The 15,474-nt window shown below is 41.2% G+C and carries 16 protein-coding genes and 1 other RNA gene; 8 read left to right on the top strand and 9 right to left on the bottom strand.

Features of this window, described 5'->3' with window-relative positions:
- Window positions 1-60 precede the first annotated feature (60 nt).
- Together ACW689_RS03520 and folE2 are read right to left on the bottom strand one after the other, a co-directional pair.
- Entirely contained in the window at window positions 61-651 is a 591-nt protein-coding gene (locus tag ACW689_RS03520; RefSeq protein WP_476288515.1) for a DUF2726 domain-containing protein, read from the bottom strand.
- An 87-nt stretch (window positions 652-738) separates the two neighbouring features.
- On the bottom strand, window positions 739-1,659 hold the full coding sequence (gene folE2 / locus ACW689_RS03515; protein WP_476288514.1) for a GTP cyclohydrolase FolE2: 921 nt from the start codon (window positions 1,657-1,659) through the stop codon (window positions 739-741).
- 210 nt (window positions 1,660-1,869) lie between these two features.
- Here folE2 and arcB point away from each other — a divergent pair, with 210 nt between their 5' ends.
- Window positions 1,870-4,185, top strand: a complete 2,316-nt coding sequence (gene arcB, locus ACW689_RS03510; protein ID WP_476288513.1) for an aerobic respiration two-component sensor histidine kinase ArcB — start codon at window positions 1,870-1,872, stop codon at window positions 4,183-4,185.
- A gap of 93 nt (window positions 4,186-4,278) precedes the next feature.
- On the opposite strand, the gene arcA is transcribed toward arcB, so the two are convergent.
- The 5 genes from arcA to trmB all read right to left on the bottom strand — a co-directional run bounded on the left by arcA (window position 4,279) and on the right by trmB (window position 9,316).
- Window positions 4,279-4,995: a two-component system response regulator ArcA gene (gene arcA / locus ACW689_RS03505; RefSeq protein ID WP_476288512.1), complete on the bottom strand. Its 717-nt coding sequence runs from the start codon at window positions 4,993-4,995 to the stop codon at window positions 4,279-4,281.
- Between the two features lie 107 nt (window positions 4,996-5,102).
- Window positions 5,103-5,618: a YfiR family protein gene (locus ACW689_RS03500; RefSeq protein WP_476288511.1), complete on the bottom strand. Its 516-nt coding sequence runs from the start codon at window positions 5,616-5,618 to the stop codon at window positions 5,103-5,105.
- Window positions 5,618-7,237, bottom strand: a complete 1,620-nt coding sequence (locus tag ACW689_RS03495; protein WP_476288510.1) for an ATP-binding protein — start codon at window positions 7,235-7,237, stop codon at window positions 5,618-5,620. The genes ACW689_RS03500 and ACW689_RS03495 overlap by 1 nt, the downstream gene beginning before the upstream one ends.
- A gap of 259 nt (window positions 7,238-7,496) precedes the next feature.
- The gene (locus ACW689_RS03490) at window positions 7,497-8,531 is read right to left on the bottom strand and encodes a methyltransferase (protein ID WP_476288509.1); all 1,035 of its coding nucleotides are present in this window, start codon (window positions 8,529-8,531) and stop codon (window positions 7,497-7,499) included.
- 59 nt (window positions 8,532-8,590) lie between these two features.
- Window positions 8,591-9,316 (bottom strand): tRNA (guanosine(46)-N7)-methyltransferase TrmB, encoded by a 726-nt coding sequence (trmB, locus tag ACW689_RS03485; RefSeq protein WP_476288508.1) that lies wholly within the window; start codon window positions 9,314-9,316, stop codon window positions 8,591-8,593.
- A 127-nt stretch (window positions 9,317-9,443) separates the two neighbouring features.
- Here trmB and mutY point away from each other — a divergent pair, with 127 nt between their 5' ends.
- Window positions 9,444-10,505 (top strand): A/G-specific adenine glycosylase, encoded by a 1,062-nt coding sequence (gene mutY, locus ACW689_RS03480; protein ID WP_476288602.1) that lies wholly within the window; start codon window positions 9,444-9,446, stop codon window positions 10,503-10,505.
- Between the two features lie 41 nt (window positions 10,506-10,546).
- Window positions 10,547-10,822: an oxidative damage protection protein gene (locus ACW689_RS03475; protein ID WP_476288507.1), complete on the top strand. Its 276-nt coding sequence runs from the start codon at window positions 10,547-10,549 to the stop codon at window positions 10,820-10,822.
- Window positions 10,823-10,884: 62 nt separating this feature from the next.
- Here ACW689_RS03475 and ispB read toward each other — a convergent pair whose 3' ends face one another.
- Complete coding sequence (ispB, locus tag ACW689_RS03470) at window positions 10,885-11,856, bottom strand: octaprenyl diphosphate synthase (protein ID WP_476288506.1); 972 nt, start codon at window positions 11,854-11,856, stop codon at window positions 10,885-10,887.
- Between the two features lie 367 nt (window positions 11,857-12,223).
- Between ispB and rplU the strand changes: the two genes are divergently transcribed.
- The 5 genes from rplU (at window position 12,224) to ACW689_RS03445 (ending at window position 15,152) form a co-directional block, all read left to right on the top strand.
- Window positions 12,224-12,535 carry a 50S ribosomal protein L21 gene (gene rplU / locus ACW689_RS03465; RefSeq protein ID WP_070985693.1) on the top strand — a complete coding sequence of 104 codons (312 nt, stop codon included), beginning with the start codon at window positions 12,224-12,226 and terminating at the stop codon, window positions 12,533-12,535.
- A 17-nt stretch (window positions 12,536-12,552) separates the two neighbouring features.
- Complete coding sequence (rpmA, locus tag ACW689_RS03460; RefSeq protein WP_010383519.1) at window positions 12,553-12,810, top strand: 50S ribosomal protein L27; 258 nt, start codon at window positions 12,553-12,555, stop codon at window positions 12,808-12,810.
- 169 nt (window positions 12,811-12,979) lie between these two features.
- Complete coding sequence (gene cgtA, locus ACW689_RS03455; protein WP_476288505.1) at window positions 12,980-14,137, top strand: Obg family GTPase CgtA; 1,158 nt, start codon at window positions 12,980-12,982, stop codon at window positions 14,135-14,137.
- Between the two features lie 69 nt (window positions 14,138-14,206).
- Window positions 14,207-14,698: a type 3 dihydrofolate reductase gene (folA, locus tag ACW689_RS03450; RefSeq protein ID WP_476288504.1), complete on the top strand. Its 492-nt coding sequence runs from the start codon at window positions 14,207-14,209 to the stop codon at window positions 14,696-14,698.
- Between the two features lie 79 nt (window positions 14,699-14,777).
- Entirely contained in the window at window positions 14,778-15,152 is a 375-nt protein-coding gene (locus ACW689_RS03445) for a DUF3718 domain-containing protein (protein ID WP_476288503.1), read from the top strand.
- Between the two features lie 120 nt (window positions 15,153-15,272).
- Here ACW689_RS03445 and ssrS read toward each other — a convergent pair.
- Window positions 15,273-15,455, bottom strand: a non-coding RNA gene (gene ssrS, locus ACW689_RS03440) — 6S RNA.
- Between the last annotated feature and the right edge of the window lie 19 nt (window positions 15,456-15,474).

Genomic DNA, 15,474 nt, shown 5'->3' with positions numbered 1-15,474 from the left:
CGCATAAAAAAGCGGGAGAAGCTTTAAACTTTCACCCGCTATCAAATGTGTTTTAATGGATCAAATTTCAGCTAGTTGCGTTGATTGTGCTTTAGCTTGAGAAGGAGACAGTACCGCAGGCTTTTCAGTGCGGTTACGTACACGTCGAGGTGTTTGTGCTGCTTTGCCTATTTTAAATAAAATAGCACTGCGTACTTCTGAGGATTTATAGCCCGCTTTTACTTTCATACGAATATGTGGAATGCCAGCCGACTCAAGCGCACCATTCACAAACCAATCGCGCTGTGCTTTATGGCCGCCTTTGTTGGCGTTGTTAACGAGGTCAACCGCAGCGACGATTTTAAGTGTTTCTTTATCAACTAACACATAATCAAGTTGTTTGTTTTTAGCTTTGATCAGTGCCGCACGACGCGCTTTGTCTGATACGCCTGGTTTACATTCAATTAAGTCAATAAGCTTAACGCGACTGACTATTTTGAATTTGTCTCCTACAGCGCGCTCTAACAGCGTCAGAAAAGACGCTTCCACAGCACTAAATACAGAATCTTTTTTATTAAATGGATAAGGGTTGCCACCATTGTCGGTATATTTTGCCAATACCACTGATGCAACAACAACTAGAGCAAGTATTGATAATAAAGCAAATTCCATAAAACACTCCAAAACAACATTTTGACAATTTACATATCAAAAGCAAAAGTCATGCCTAATTTGGAGTGTTGTTTTATATTTTTATCGTTAAACCTGATAGCCGTTTGGTAGGCCTTTTACAGCGTATGCAACAGCATCATGGGCATGCAAAGATTCATAATGATTAATTTTGATGTAGTAATCTAGGTAATGAGATGCTTCAAACAATGCTTTCAGTTTTCTGGCCGCATCTTCGCAGAACATCAGGTTTTGTCCATTCAAACGGGCGAATTCTTGCTCATCTTCACGCTTTACCGCTGCTTGTACGGGGGTTTTAAGCTCGTTTTCAACGCTATTGATAAGTGCCAATACGTCAAACTCTTGACTATCACCTGCGAGCATTACTTTCATGTTAGCGATACTACGCTGAGAATGCGGCGTGGCGACAATGCCTTGTGTTGTACCAAGCCACTCGTGTACTTGTTCGTAGTTGAGTGCTTGGCCTGCAAACTTATCATCAAATGCTTGTTGAATAAGTTGGCGTGCAAGGGCTGCAGAGCAAGGGCATGTTGAAGAATAAGTTACATCACATGCAACTTCGAGTCGATATTGTTGTTCAACTAGAGTTGCGGTGATTGTGATTGGGTAGTTTTTCCATCCAAGTTTTTGACTTAATAAGGATTGTCGACGCAGTGGCAACTCAAAATGAAAAATGATTTTGGCTGCATTACTAATATCTTGATGGCTGGCTATAAACTGTTCTAACACACGCTTTATCGTGACTGGTGTCAGAGTTTGTTCACATGATAACTCGTCTAATGCAAGAAACAGTCGCGACATGTGAATGCCTTTTGCTTGTTCATCATGCAAATTAACAAACGCGTCAGCTTTCGCGGTGACAGGGGTCTCGTTTAACCCACTACTTGCGAATAAAAGCGGAAGTTCAATATTACCCATGCCAACCCAATTTAATGTTCCTGTTTGCAATGCTTTAGCTGTATCGGCAATATCTGGCATTATGGTCTGCATTTAAACCCTCATAATCACGACAATTAAAGGAGCGCATATTACACTATAATCGCCAAGGTTGCGCCTATTTGCGCATGTCTAAGTTAGTTGGAAATTCAAAAATGTGCATTGGGGAATACAGTTTCATTGCGTATCGGTTAATAAAAAGGATGATTCGCTTCTTGCATTAGCTTGCGTATAATGAGGGCGTTAAATGGGTATTTGGTAATTATGGTTGAGTCTTCTTTTGGCCCTTGGGCCCGTGTACTGTCAAATTTAGTTAATAAATACGGCGCAAAAAGTGCTAGCTTTATGTGCTACATTTTTGTGCTACTTATCACGTCTGTTCTAGCCTGCATGTTTTACTATGTTGCATTGGGTGAGATAAAAATTGTAGATGTGTTATCTGTCATGTTTTTTTCTGCGGTAGCCTCACCGGTCCTCATCTCGGTTACAATTCATTCAATTCGTCAGCTCGAAGACTCTAAAACCTATCTAGAGTCAGCAACTCAGCAAGAAAAATTGCTTAACCAAACACTTAAAGACAACATTAATCGTTTAAATAATGAAATTGATGAGCGAAAAATGGCTCTTCATGCGAAACATCGTGCCATTGAAGAGCTTCGTAGAGAAATCGCTGAACGCAAAAAAACACAGCAAGAGCTTGCACAGCAAGGCATGCTGTTGCGTTCCATTGTTGATTCCTCTCCTGATTTATTTTATTACCGCGATGAAAATGGCGTTTTTGCTGGTTGTAATAAGATGTTTGAGTTGGTTATTGGCAAGTCGAGTAATGAACTTATTGGCCATTCAGTCGAACAAATATACCCACAAAGCTACCTGCCAGAGGTGTTACGCACTGACAATGAGGTAGCGACAACCCACAAGCCAATTACGCTCGATGTTGAATACCCCGTTAACGATGAAAAGCGTTGGTTTGAAATGCGTAAGCTCCCGTTTATTAATGATGATGGTAAATACATTGGTTTATTGGCATTTGGTCGTGACATCACCAGCCGTAAAGAAGCAGAGCAAGCGCTAGAATCCGCCTATAAAGATAAAGGTAAGTTTATCGCTACTTTGAGTCACGAATTAAGAACTCCCCTGAATGGTATCGTCGGTTTAACGCGCATGTTGCTCGATACTGAGTTATCTAAGCAGCAGAAAAGTTGGTGTAATACGATTTTCTCAAGTGCTGAAACACTTGGTAATATATTTAACGATATTATCGACTTAGATAAGATTGATAGAGAGCAGTTGGATATTGCGACTGACAGTATCAATGTGTCAGATTTTATTAATGATGTGGTTAACTTTGCAGGACTTATTGCCGATCAAAAAGGCCTAGACTTCACAATTAATCGTACAGGTATGTTGGATGTGTATGCACAGCTCGATCCTACTCGATTGCGCCAGGTATTGTGGAATCTCATCAATAATGCCGTGAAGTTTACGCATAAAGGCGGTGTTACCCTGGAATGTCGTCGTGAAAACCGAGAATCAGGCGCTTGGTTGACTATCAGTGTGATTGATACAGGTCTGGGGATCCCAAGCGATCAGCAAGAACGAATTTTTGACATGTATTACAAAGCTCCTGATTTAACTGGCGCGAATGCGATAGGCTCTGGCATCGGTTTAGCCGTAACCAAAGCTCTGGTTCTTGCCATGAAAGGACAGATCCGCGTTAGCAGCATAGAAGGTCAGGGGAGTCGTTTTGATGTCGAAATACCACTGACATTATGTCATGCGCCTAAAGAGCAAAGCTATGCAGGTCGCAGTCTTTATATCTTGTTGGTCGAAGATGTGCCACTCAATGCGGAAATTGCCACTAACCTACTTGAACAACGCGGTCACGAGGTAATATGGGCTGAAACGGGTGAAGATGCCTTGTCTATGGTTGCCACTGAAGATGAGCTAGATTTGATTTTACTTGATATGCAGCTGCCAGATATTAATGGTGACCAAGTTGCTCGAGAGATTCGTGCTGATAGCCACTACGACAACTTGCCAATCGTTGCACTCACAGCAAACGTAAGAAGCGCAGAGCAAGAGTTGCAAGGGATTGATATTCAAGGAGCGCTCGCGAAACCAATCAATACAACGCGTTTGGATAGAATGCTAGCGGAGCTGTTTGGAATTGACGCAAAGCAAACCAATAACAAAGCATGCCACGATGAAATTTCATTAAGTGATGCACATAAAAAAGAGCTTGATATTGAGACGATTACAGACTTTATGGACTCAATGGGCGTGGACGCATTCAAGCGCAGTACGCAACTATTTGAGAAGCTAAACCCTAAGTATTGTGAAGAGTTGAGACAAGCACTTGTCAATGATGATATTGACGAATATTCGTCTGTTGCTCATAAGCTTAAGGGGGCAGCCGGTTCTGTTGGCTTACAGCTTGTACAATTACAAGCGAAAAAAATGGAGCTGGATGCAGAGCAAGCGAGTAGCGAAGATCTAAATAATTGGGTAATGGAACTGGAAGAGAAAATTAGCACGGGGCAGGTTTTGCTTGGCGAAGTGGTTGAGTTACTCGCGTGAGCCCGGTTGGTATAAGGTATAAAGCAGGCAAAAAAATAAGGGGCAACGCCCCTTATCTTAAATAATTGCAAAACTCCCTGAAACCAGATCTTCTTAGCTATCAATTTTCCCTATAAAACGATAGCCTTCACCATGAATGGTGCTGATCAATTCAGATGTGTTGCTGTCGCTTTCGAAGTGCTTACGAATACGACGAATGGTTACGTCTACAGTACGGTCATTGGCACGAAGCTCTCGGCCTGTCATATGCTTGATCAGCTGCTCACGGCTAAAAATACGGCCTGGAGAATCTAGCATTAAACGTAATGCTCTATACTCACCTTTAGGAAGACGCTTTGACTCACCTGCAGGTGACGTCAAACAACGGCTGTTCTCATCTAATTCCCAACCGTTAAACGTTATCACGCCGTTAGAATCTATTGCAGAGTCTTCACCAGATGAACCTGTACGAGAAATTAAGTTACGAGCACGAATCGTTAATTCACGAGGGTTAAATGGCTTGGTGATATAGTCATCAGCGCCAATTTCTAACCCAAGAATACGATCGACATCATTGTCACGGCCTGTTAGGAAAATAAGGCCAATATTTTTCTTTTGACGTAATTCACGAGCTAGAATTAGGCCGTTTTTACCCGGAAGATTGATGTCCATAACAACTAGGTTGACGTCGTCATGCGCTGTCAGCTTGTCATGCATATCATCGCCATCTATGGCTTCAATTACTTTGTAACCTTCCGCTTCAAATAAACTAACGAGGTTCAGGCGAGTTACGTCTTCATCCTCTACAATCAGAATGACTGGCGTTTGCATTATTAATTAACCTTTTCGGAATATATTATTTACATGAAATTCGGTACTATCTAATAAAACCGAATATTTACGATTATAGGAGTATATCTAATTGTTAACAAGTAAAATTAATTTGGATGAAACTTAGAAACTGCAAGCAATCTTGATAACACTTTAAAATTGTGTTGCGAAACTTGTTGCTTATTAATATACAGCCGAATCTTACTCCCTTCTTGGACTAAAGATGCTACTCCGCCACCTTCGAGAAACTCGATGCTTTCTCCCACAAAGACTGTGTTTAAGGGACTTGTATCGGTCCAAGTGGCAAGTATAACATCTTCATCACTTTCATCAACGTATGTGATATCACATAGCTCTGAAAGTTCCGCAAATTTTGCCTGTTTTCCAATTTTTATTATTTCAATCGGCAGATTTTTAATTTTTAAACTGCGATTCCCTGACAATATTAATCCGGGACCTTGCTCAATATTATAAAAACAAAACCGCGTGGCTGTTTTTGTTTGCTGATTCGGGAACTCAATAAATTTGGCCATTTGATATAAAAAGGCCGAGCGAACTTGATCTGGTGATTTGGCAAAACAAAATAAGGGCATAAAAGCAAATATAATGAATAAGGCCCTCATTAGTTAACCTCGCCTAATGGGAGTGTTAACACAAACCGAGCACCGTCGTTGTAACTTTCATCGAGCGATATGTTGCCATGCAACGCCTGAGTAATTAGGTTATATACGAGGTGCATACCCAAGCCACTGCCACCTTCTCCCCGTCGTGTCGTTACAAAAGGGTCGAAAATACGTTTTTTGATTGCACTGGGTACACCACTGCCATTGTCGCTGTAATCAATCATGAGCTGATTAGCATCTTTTTCAATTTTTATATTGATCGCATTGTTATGTATATCATTGAATCCATGTAGCAAGGAGTTTGAGATCAATTGCTCAAAAATTTGCTGTAGAGGGCCAGATTTACTGCTGATCACCATATCTGGTGCACACTCAATATTTATGTTTGGCTTTTTACTAGCGAGATCCGGTTTCATTGCTTTGAGAATGTTGTCGAGTAAAGATGCCACATTTACATCAGAGCTTAATTCTAGATCCTGACTAACTGCCACTCGTTTAAAGCTAGAAATCAAATCTGCAGCACGGTTTAAATTACGATAAATTAAGTCTAGGTTTTCTATCCCATCATTAATGAAGCGCTCAAGTTGCTTTGACGTTAAGCTTTTTTGTTCAAATGCAGACTTGATATCAGCAAGTTTATCTCTTAGAAGGGTAGAGCCTGTTACACCTAAGCCGATAGGTGTATTAACTTCATGGGCGACACCTGCCACCATTTGCCCAAGCGATGCCATTTTTTCATTTTCAACAATTTGATTTTGGTATTGGTGCATTCGCTCTAAGGTGTTAAGAAGCTCTTGGTTAGCTTCTCGCAGCGCAATGGTACGCTGATTCACTTTTTCTTCTAGGCTTTGATTGAGCTTTTTGATTTCTAGTTTGTCCGCTTGATGTCGCTCTATTTGGTTTTGTGTGCGAGTAAGCATGATATTGAGGCTGCTAGCTAGAATATTGATTTCTTCTATGTGACTGCCTGATGCACGGGTACTGTAATTGTGATTTTTAGACACATCTTGTAAAAGTGTGGACAGCTCTTCAATGGGCTGTGCGATACGTCTTTGGATCCCGCGAGCAACTAGCAGCACGAGCAAAAGTACAAACAATGTTAAGGTAATATCGACTAGAATTTTCGTATTAATGTATTGATTCAATCGCTCCAGACCACCACGAATATATACGTAGCCTTCGATTTTATCTTCATACACAACTGGTTTGATGAGCTCGACATAATCCTCGGTAATTTTTGGCTCTTTAAGCTCTTCAATGCTGTTGACTTTTAAAGGTACGGGAGGCGTTTTACTGGCGTTGTAACTGGTGAAAAATACAGGTTTATTCGTTACGTCATCAATGTCATATATATGAATATTTTTAACTAAATCGACTTCCTTGAACGATTTCAAACGTTTTTCTTCGGTTTTTCTATCTTCAAATATGAGCGTGATTTGTGCATTAAATGATACAATCTCCGCGATCATATCAAGCTTATTAACGATAAGTTGACGCTGCTCCTTGATGTCTAAGTAGGTTGAAATGGAAATAGATAAAGATAGGCAAAGTGCGGTAACCAGCATAACTGCGCTGATTAAGACTTTTCTTATACTTGTTTTAGATGCCTGCTTTGTCATTAGTCGCCTTGATCTACCTGGATAGCCACCACTTATTCGCCATATTTTGAGACCATTGATAAAGCCGAAATAGGTGCTAAATCTACCTGAGGTGATTTAGGTAGCTTTATCATACATGCAAAGCAAAACCAAGGCGTAATGGTATGAACACCATTCTAGTGTAGCAAAGAGATTGGATAAAATAACAAAAAAATCCCTGATTTTGCATGTTATTTTATCCAATTGCAGACTTTAAAAAGCACTTGTTAGGTATACAAGCTTACCTACTTGCTTGGTATACAGTAAATTTGTTGTTTTTTGCAAGAATTTCAAACTGACCAAACTGCTGTTCTAAAATTGGCGGATACTTTAAAAAGTTATTTGCCACTATCTGCATTTGTCCATTTGACTTTAAGAAGCGCTTACTGTGCTCTAAAAAGCGCTCAGCAATACCGTAGTCGGTCGCAATGCCTGTATGAAAAGGTGGATTACTAATTATGAGATGGTATTGGCCTGTTACTTCATTGAGACCATCACTTAATATTAGCTCTGCGCTTAGGTTGTTGATTGCAAGTGTTTGCTCTGTCGCATACAAGGCTAGCGCGTTCACATCTAAACAAAATAGCGATAACTCAGGCTGCTGCAAACCGAGAAAGGTTGCGATGATGCCAGCACCACATCCAAAATCGAGTATTTTACCTTTATAAGGCGCAGGGATATTTTCGAGTAGTAACTCAGTACCTATATCCAACTTACCATGGTTAAAAACGCCAGGTACGCTGATAACATCAAATTCAAGTCCTGCAACTCTAACTGTAAACGTGCTTTGATAATCTTGAATATCGAAGCGGTTCAGTTGTGCCAGTCCACCGAACTCATACAAAACACAATGCTTTGCACTTTCCAGTTTATAAAACTGTTCAGCATAAGGCTTTAACTGCTTTTCGACTGACTTAACCCCCCCCTTATTATCACCGACAACGAGTAAGCGAGTATGCTCATTAACTGACGCTCTAATATTATCGAGCATCATCAGTGCTTCGGGTTTTGATTTTGGGTAATAGTAGATGATTAAATCAAGGTCTTCTAGCGCAGGCAAACTATGGCTGACAAAGCTAGTCACATCAGTATGTTTAGCCGAATCGTGGTGATCAGCCACATTGTAGCTAAAAGCATTGATTGTGCTGTTTGGATTGAGCTTTTTTAGCTCTGTTAAAAAGCCATCCCGATTGGTGTTGATCACTAAAATGTTATTGCCTTGCAGTTCTTCTTCGTTGCGCAGTAACAGTAGGCTAGGGTTTGATAACTTAGTCATAAAAGCTCGATAGCAGGGCCATATAAGGCCCTTAATTGAAGAGTTAAAATACGGTGAGATTATTTCACACGTTTAAACATCAGATCCCAAACACCGTGGCCTAGGCGATGACCTCTGGCCTCAAATTTGGTCAAAGGGCGGTTGTCTGGACGCGGAACATAGTCATTATTCTCTGACAAATTTTCATATCCTGGTGCAGCTTGCATCACTTCTAACATGTGCTCAGCGTAGTTTTCCCAATCAGTAGCCATGTGGAATACGCCACCAATCTTTAATTTTTTGCGTAAGCTTTCTACAAATTCAGGTTGTACAATGCGACGTTTGTGGTGGCGCTTTTTATGCCATGGATCTGGGAAAAATAACTGCATGGTCGTTAAACTGCCATCGGGAATACAATCAGCCAATACTTCAACCGCATCATGTTCAAATACACGAAGGTTAGTAACTTGCTGCTCGTCAGCATCCATCAAACAAGCACCCACACCAGGGCGGTGTACTTCAATACCGATAAAATTTAACTCTGGAGCATTCTTAGCCATTTCGACTAATGACTTTCCCATACCAAAGCCGATTTCAAGTACAACGCCATTATCATTGCCGAATACTTGTGAAAAATCGAGCATGCCTTGCTCATGTACTAAGCCCATGGTTGGCCAGCACTTTTCAATCGCAGCTTCTTGACCTTTAGTCAAACGGCCTTCGCGTTTTACAAAGCTACGGACTTTGCGAATATATTTACCTTCTTGCTCAGCTTGTTCTAGCGCGGTTTTGCTCGATTCGTTCATAATCAATTCATTGGTCTAAAAAACGGGCGCATATTATCCCTGTTCGACGCGCCAAGTACAATAGCTTGACTGTTTTTAAAAGCGCTCTACACTGGCGAGCCATTAAGAAACAAGCAAGTAGTAGCAGATAATGCAGGTTACAAAACAGCAAGCCCAGTGGTTTGCCGAGCAAGTTGTTAATTGGTATCACCTTCATGGGCGTAAAACGCTGCCTTGGCAGTTAGCTAAAACGCCCTACAAAGTTTGGGTATCTGAAGTGATGCTACAGCAGACGCAAGTGGTCACGGTGATCCCCTATTTTGAGCGCTTTATGGCGCGCTTTCCCACCGTTGGTGCATTAGCGAGTGCCCCCGAAGATGAAGTGTTACACCACTGGACTGGACTGGGGTATTACGCTAGGGCTAGGAACCTGCATAAAACAGCGAAAATTGTCACTGAAAAGTATCACGGTGAGTTTCCAACCGCGCTAGAAGACATGATGTCTTTACCTGGTATAGGACGTTCAACGGCGGGGGCAATATTGTCGCTGGCGCTTGGCCAGCATCACCCTATATTAGACGGAAACGTAAAGCGCGTTTTGGCACGCTTTTTTATGGTTGAAGGCTGGTACGGTGTAAAAAAGGTTGAGAACCAACTTTGGCAGTTAAGTACCGATATAACGCCATCGGATAATGTTGCCCAGTTCAATCAAGCTATGATGGATTTAGGCTCTAGTCTGTGTTCAAGAAGTAACTTTGACTGCGAAGCTTGTCCTTTGGTGAGCCAATGTTTGGCACATCAACATAATCAAGTAAAAGCATTTCCAAATTCAAAGCCAAAAAAAGAAAAGCCAAAAAAGCAGGCCTATCATTTAATTGTTTCAGCAGACAACAAATTACTGATGGAGAAAAGGCCAAACTCTGGGATCTGGGGTGGTTTGTTTGGTTTTTTTGAGTTTCAATCCTTTCAAGAAGTCGAAGAGTTTGTCGCTCAGCAAGACCTAAAAGGGCGAATTCAATCACTCGAATCATTTACTCATATATTTACGCATTTTGAATTAACGTTGCACCCTCAAGTATTAAAGCTTGATTGTATACCTGATTTTGTTCATGAACGACCAATCATTTGGTATGACTTGAACGATCATGCAGAAGTAGGGCTTGCAGCACCGACCAAAAAGTTGGTTAAAGAACTAAGCGCATTAGGTTAAACTAGGCGTAATTAACTTGTTAAACTGATTTGGAAACCAAGATGGCACGTACAGTATTTTGTAAAAAGCTACAAAAAGAAGCTCCGGGTTTAGACTTTCAATTATATCCCGGTGAAGTCGGCGAGAAAATTTTCAACAATATTTCAAAAGAAGCATGGCAACAGTGGCAACATAAGCAAACTATGCTTATTAACGAAAAGCATTTAAATATGATGGATCCTGAGCATAGAGCGTTACTTGAAGAGCAAATGGTAGGCTTTTTATTTGAAGATAAAGAAGTAGAAATTGAAGGCTATCGTCCACCAGAACAGAAGTAACATGTATTGTTTGATAAAAATAAGGCCGCATTAAGCGGCCTTATTTTTATACGAAAGGAAAATTAGTGATCTCGTGCAACGGAGAGCTCGGCTAACGCGACCAGAGCCTGCTTATAAGGTGACTCTTCAAGCACGGATAAATATTCAATTGCTTTATTGGCTTCGCTTCTCGCTTTGTCCATCGCAAACTCTAGCGCTTTAGTTTGCTCTAATGTAGCTAAAATATCTTCAAGATAATTCATGCCATTACCCGACTCAATTGCTTCTCGGATTTGTTGTACTTGGTTTGGCGTGCCATGTTGCATCGCATAAATAAGTGGCAGAGTTGGCTTACCTTCAGCCAAATCATCCCCTAAATTCTTACCCATTTGCTCCGCGTTTGCACTGTAATCCAACACATCATCAACCAATTGAAAGGCTGTGCCTAAATGCATTCCGTATAGTTTTAAAGCTTCTTGAATCTCTTGTGAGTACTCAAGAACAACTGCGGGTAGCTGCGTTGCCGCTTCAAAAAGCTTAGCTGTTTTGCTGTAGATAACCTGCATATAACTTTGTTCAGTCGTGTCAGGATCGTTACAGTTCATCAACTGTAAAACTTCACCTTCGGCAATCACATTGGTGGCATCGGCGAGTATTTCCATCACCTGCATATTATTAAGGCCAACCATAAGCTGGAAGGAGCGTGTATAGATAAAATCACCAACCAATACGCTCGCCGCATTACCAAACTCGGCATTTGCAGTGGGCTCACCACGACGCAGCGCTGACTCGTCAACAACATCGTCATGGAGTAAAGTAGCCGTGTGGATAAATTCTATTATGGTAGCGAGGGTGATGTGCCTGTCATCTGAGCAATTAAGTGCTTTGGCTGCAAGTAAAGTCAGCATCGGACGGATACGCTTACCACCGCTGTTGATAATATACAGTCCAAGTTGATTAACCAACGCAACATCAGATTGCATTTGTGCGTGAATTAATTGGTTGACGTTAAGCATGTCAGGTTCGATTAACGTCTGGATAGTCTTGATATCCATTGTGCTCCAAGCCAAAGGTAAATTACGAAATACAGTGCGAGTGTACTACAAAAATTTAACTAGCTCGATATTTTGTCTAAATCAGCTAAAAAAAATAACTTATGATTTTATCTTGTTGATTTTTTGGGCAGTTAAAGAGCTGCCTGAAAACCTTTTCATCGCGTCTTAAAAGTGTAAAAAAGCGCTTTGGTTTATGTGCATTTTTGGATAAACTAGCAAAAAATAATGATTCGCCCTCGTCGCAGTTATTTTTTATTCACTTTCTACAAAAATAGGCTTGCTTGTAGTAAAGCATTAGCGTAAACTTCGCGCCCTATTGAAGAATATTAAGTTGCGTCGATTTGAGGGCGCACAGACGGAGTTAATTATGTACGCGGTTTTCCAAAGTGGTGGTAAACAGCACCGTGTGACTGAAGGTCAAACAATTCGTCTAGAGAAATTAGACGTTGAAACTGGTGCAGCAGTTGAATTCGATTCAGTACTTCTAGTTGCTGATGGTGAGAAAATCGAGATCGGTGCACCGTTCGTAAACGGTGGTAAAGTAACAGCTGAGGTTGTTTCACACGGTCGTGGTGAGAAGATTAAGATTGTTAAATTTAGACGTCGTAAGCATTCTCGCAAGCAGATGGGCCACCGTCAGTGGTTCACTGAAGTTAAAATCACTGGCATTAGCGCTTAATTTAGAGGTACAGAAAGATGGCACATAAGAAGGCAGCTGGTAGTACTCGTAACGGTCGTGATTCAGAAAGTAAACGCTTAGGTGTTAAGCGTTTCGGTGGTGAATCAGTATTAGCGGGTAACATCATTGTTCGTCAACGTGGTACTAAGTTCCACGCTGGCACTAACGCAGGTATCGGTAAAGACCACACAATTTTTGCAAAAGCAGACGGTAAAGTTGTTTTTGAACAAAAAGGTCCTTTAAACCGTAAATACGTTAGCATCATTGCTGAGTAATCGGTAAAAGATTAAAAAAACCCCGCTACGGCGGGGTTTTTTGTTTGTTCAAAATAAAGTTTTTGAAACTAAAGCCGCTATTTTGTGAATGACGCAATAATGACTAAAGCTTTAGTAGCAAAGGTATTATACTTCGGTATTAAATCCCCCCAGTCAAAAGAGAGTAACCATGAAGTTTGTCGATGAAGTTGAAATTCGTGCAGAAGCGGGCGATGGCGGTAGTGGCATTGTGTCATTCCGTCGAGAAAAATATGTCCCTGATGGCGGCCCTGATGGTGGTGATGGTGGGGACGGCGGAAGTGTTTACCTTATCGCTGATGAAAACTGGAATACATTAATAGATTATCAATTTGAGCGTTTTCACCGTGCTGAACGCGGAACGAATGGTCAATCTCGCAACTGTACCGGTAAAAAAGGCAGTGACCTTTTCTTAAAAGTACCTGTTGGTACTCGGGTAACCGATGTTGACACAGAGGAGTCTTTGGGGGACTTAACGCAACATGGTCAAAAGTTATTGGTTGCTAAAGGTGGCTTTCACGGCTTAGGCAATACTCGCTTTAAATCAAGTGTAAACCGTGCACCTCGTCAAAAAACACTGGGCACACCGGGTGAAGTTCGTAACTTAAAACTAGAGCTACTATTACTTGCTGACGTAGGCTTGCTTGGTTTACCTAATGCGGGTAAATCTACTTTTATTCGTAGTGTGTCTGCTGCTAAGCCTAAAGTTGCTGACTACCCATTTACGACGTTGGTACCCAACCTAGGCGTTGTGAGACCAGAAGCAAGCAAATCTTTTGTTATTGCTGATATTCCAGGTTTGATTGAAGGCGCCTCTGAAGGTGCAGGCTTAGGTATTCGCTTCTTAAAGCACCTTGAACGTTGTCGCGTGTTATTACACATTATTGATGTGATGCCGATCGATGGTACCGATCCGGTAGACAATGCTTTTTCTATTATTAACGAGCTACACCAATACAGTCCTAAGCTTGCAGAAAAGCCGCGTTGGTTGGTATTAAACAAGATCGACTTATTGCCAGAAGAAGAAGCTGACGAAATTTGTGAGCGCATAACACAGGAGCTCGATGCCGAGAAAGTTTACCGTATCTCTGCTATCAATAAGCAAAACACTCAACCGCTTTGTTATGACATCATGAGCTTACTTGAGAGCATGCCAAAAGATAAGTTTGAGGTAGAAGCAGAGCAAGAAGAAGTCGAGTTTAAGTGGGATACTTATCATCGCAAAGCAACCCAAGAAAGCAATGATGACGATTGGGATGATGACTGGGATGACGATGATTACGATGTTGAAGTAATCTACGAGCGATAATTTAGAATAATATAGATAAATAAGGGCTGTTTGGCCCTTTTTTAATACGAAAAATGAGAGAGGTTGAGTGTGATAATTTCCATGATAGCGGCAATGGCAAATAATCGAGTAATAGGTCAAGATAATCAAATGCCTTGGCACTTACCTGCGGATCTAAAGCACTTTAAGCGCGTCACATTAAACAAGCCAGTTATTATGGGTCGCAAAACATTTGAATCAATAGGTCGTCCATTGCCAGGCCGACGTAATATCATCATTACTCGTAATGCGCAGTATACAGCAGAGGGAGTTGAGGTGGTTACCTCCCCTGATGCGGCATTGTCGTTGGTAGAAGGACTAGACGAAGTGATGATAATTGGTGGAGGAAATATTTATGAACAGTTTCTTCCTGTGTGCCAGCGTCTATACTTAACGTTTATTGAACTGGATGTAGCAGGAGACACTTGTTTTCCTGACTATACAAAAGTTGCTCGTTGGCAGGTCACATCTGAGCAATCCTGTGCAGCTGATGAGCAAAATCCACATAATCATAAGTTCGTAACTTTACAGAAAAAACTATGAGTTTATTGCTAATTTTTGCGCAACTTGCTAGAATAGCGAACAAATTTGGGTACGAACAAAGTATTAGAAGGGTTTTGAGATGAAATTAACTACCGTGCTGGTTTCTGTTTCTTTATGTGCAGCGTCTTTAACATTTAGCCACAATGCAAGTGCTGACGAGCAGTTAGCGGTATCTTTGTGTGAATATGTTGCTGCTAATGATAAGGGCAACTTACGTAAGAAACTAAAAAGCTCGCGTGTGAAAATTCGTAACATTTTTGATGCCGTATTGTGTAATGGCAACAACTTGTTGCGCCATGCCATTGTTAGTAACGCGACAGACACAGGTAAGTACATCGTTAAAAACTTACCTAAAAGTGCTTTAAAAGATGGTGCCGAAATCGCTTGGGCTGAAGGCAATGGCCATGGTAGCTCACCTTTAATCGCGGTTATTAAAGAGCGCGCTGGTATCTAAATTAAGCTTTTGAACTCAAATATATGCAAATATTTGAAGTTAAGTAGCAAAGAAAAGCCTCACAAATGTGGGGTTTTTTTGTATCTAACGAGTTTTGAAAAGTGTGGTAGGTTTGAAGTGGTGTTCCCCGGCGGCGCGGATGCGGATGTCAGCCCTTGAACCCTGAGGTTCAAGGCGGAATGCAACAGCTTACCGTAGGCTTCTCGGTACTTGCCAAGCATGCTCAATAGCAAGCAAACTACATTCCTAAATAAAGTTTATCGGCTCAGGGACTTAATCTGCTGTCCTACGAGCTAGGGAACTATTTTAGTATATATAACAT

The sequence above is a fragment of the Pseudoalteromonas sp. ABE4_541 genome (assembly GCF_056312285.1).
The sequence above is the reverse complement of the archived record's forward strand: the minus strand, read 5'-3'. Positions and strand labels throughout refer to the sequence as shown.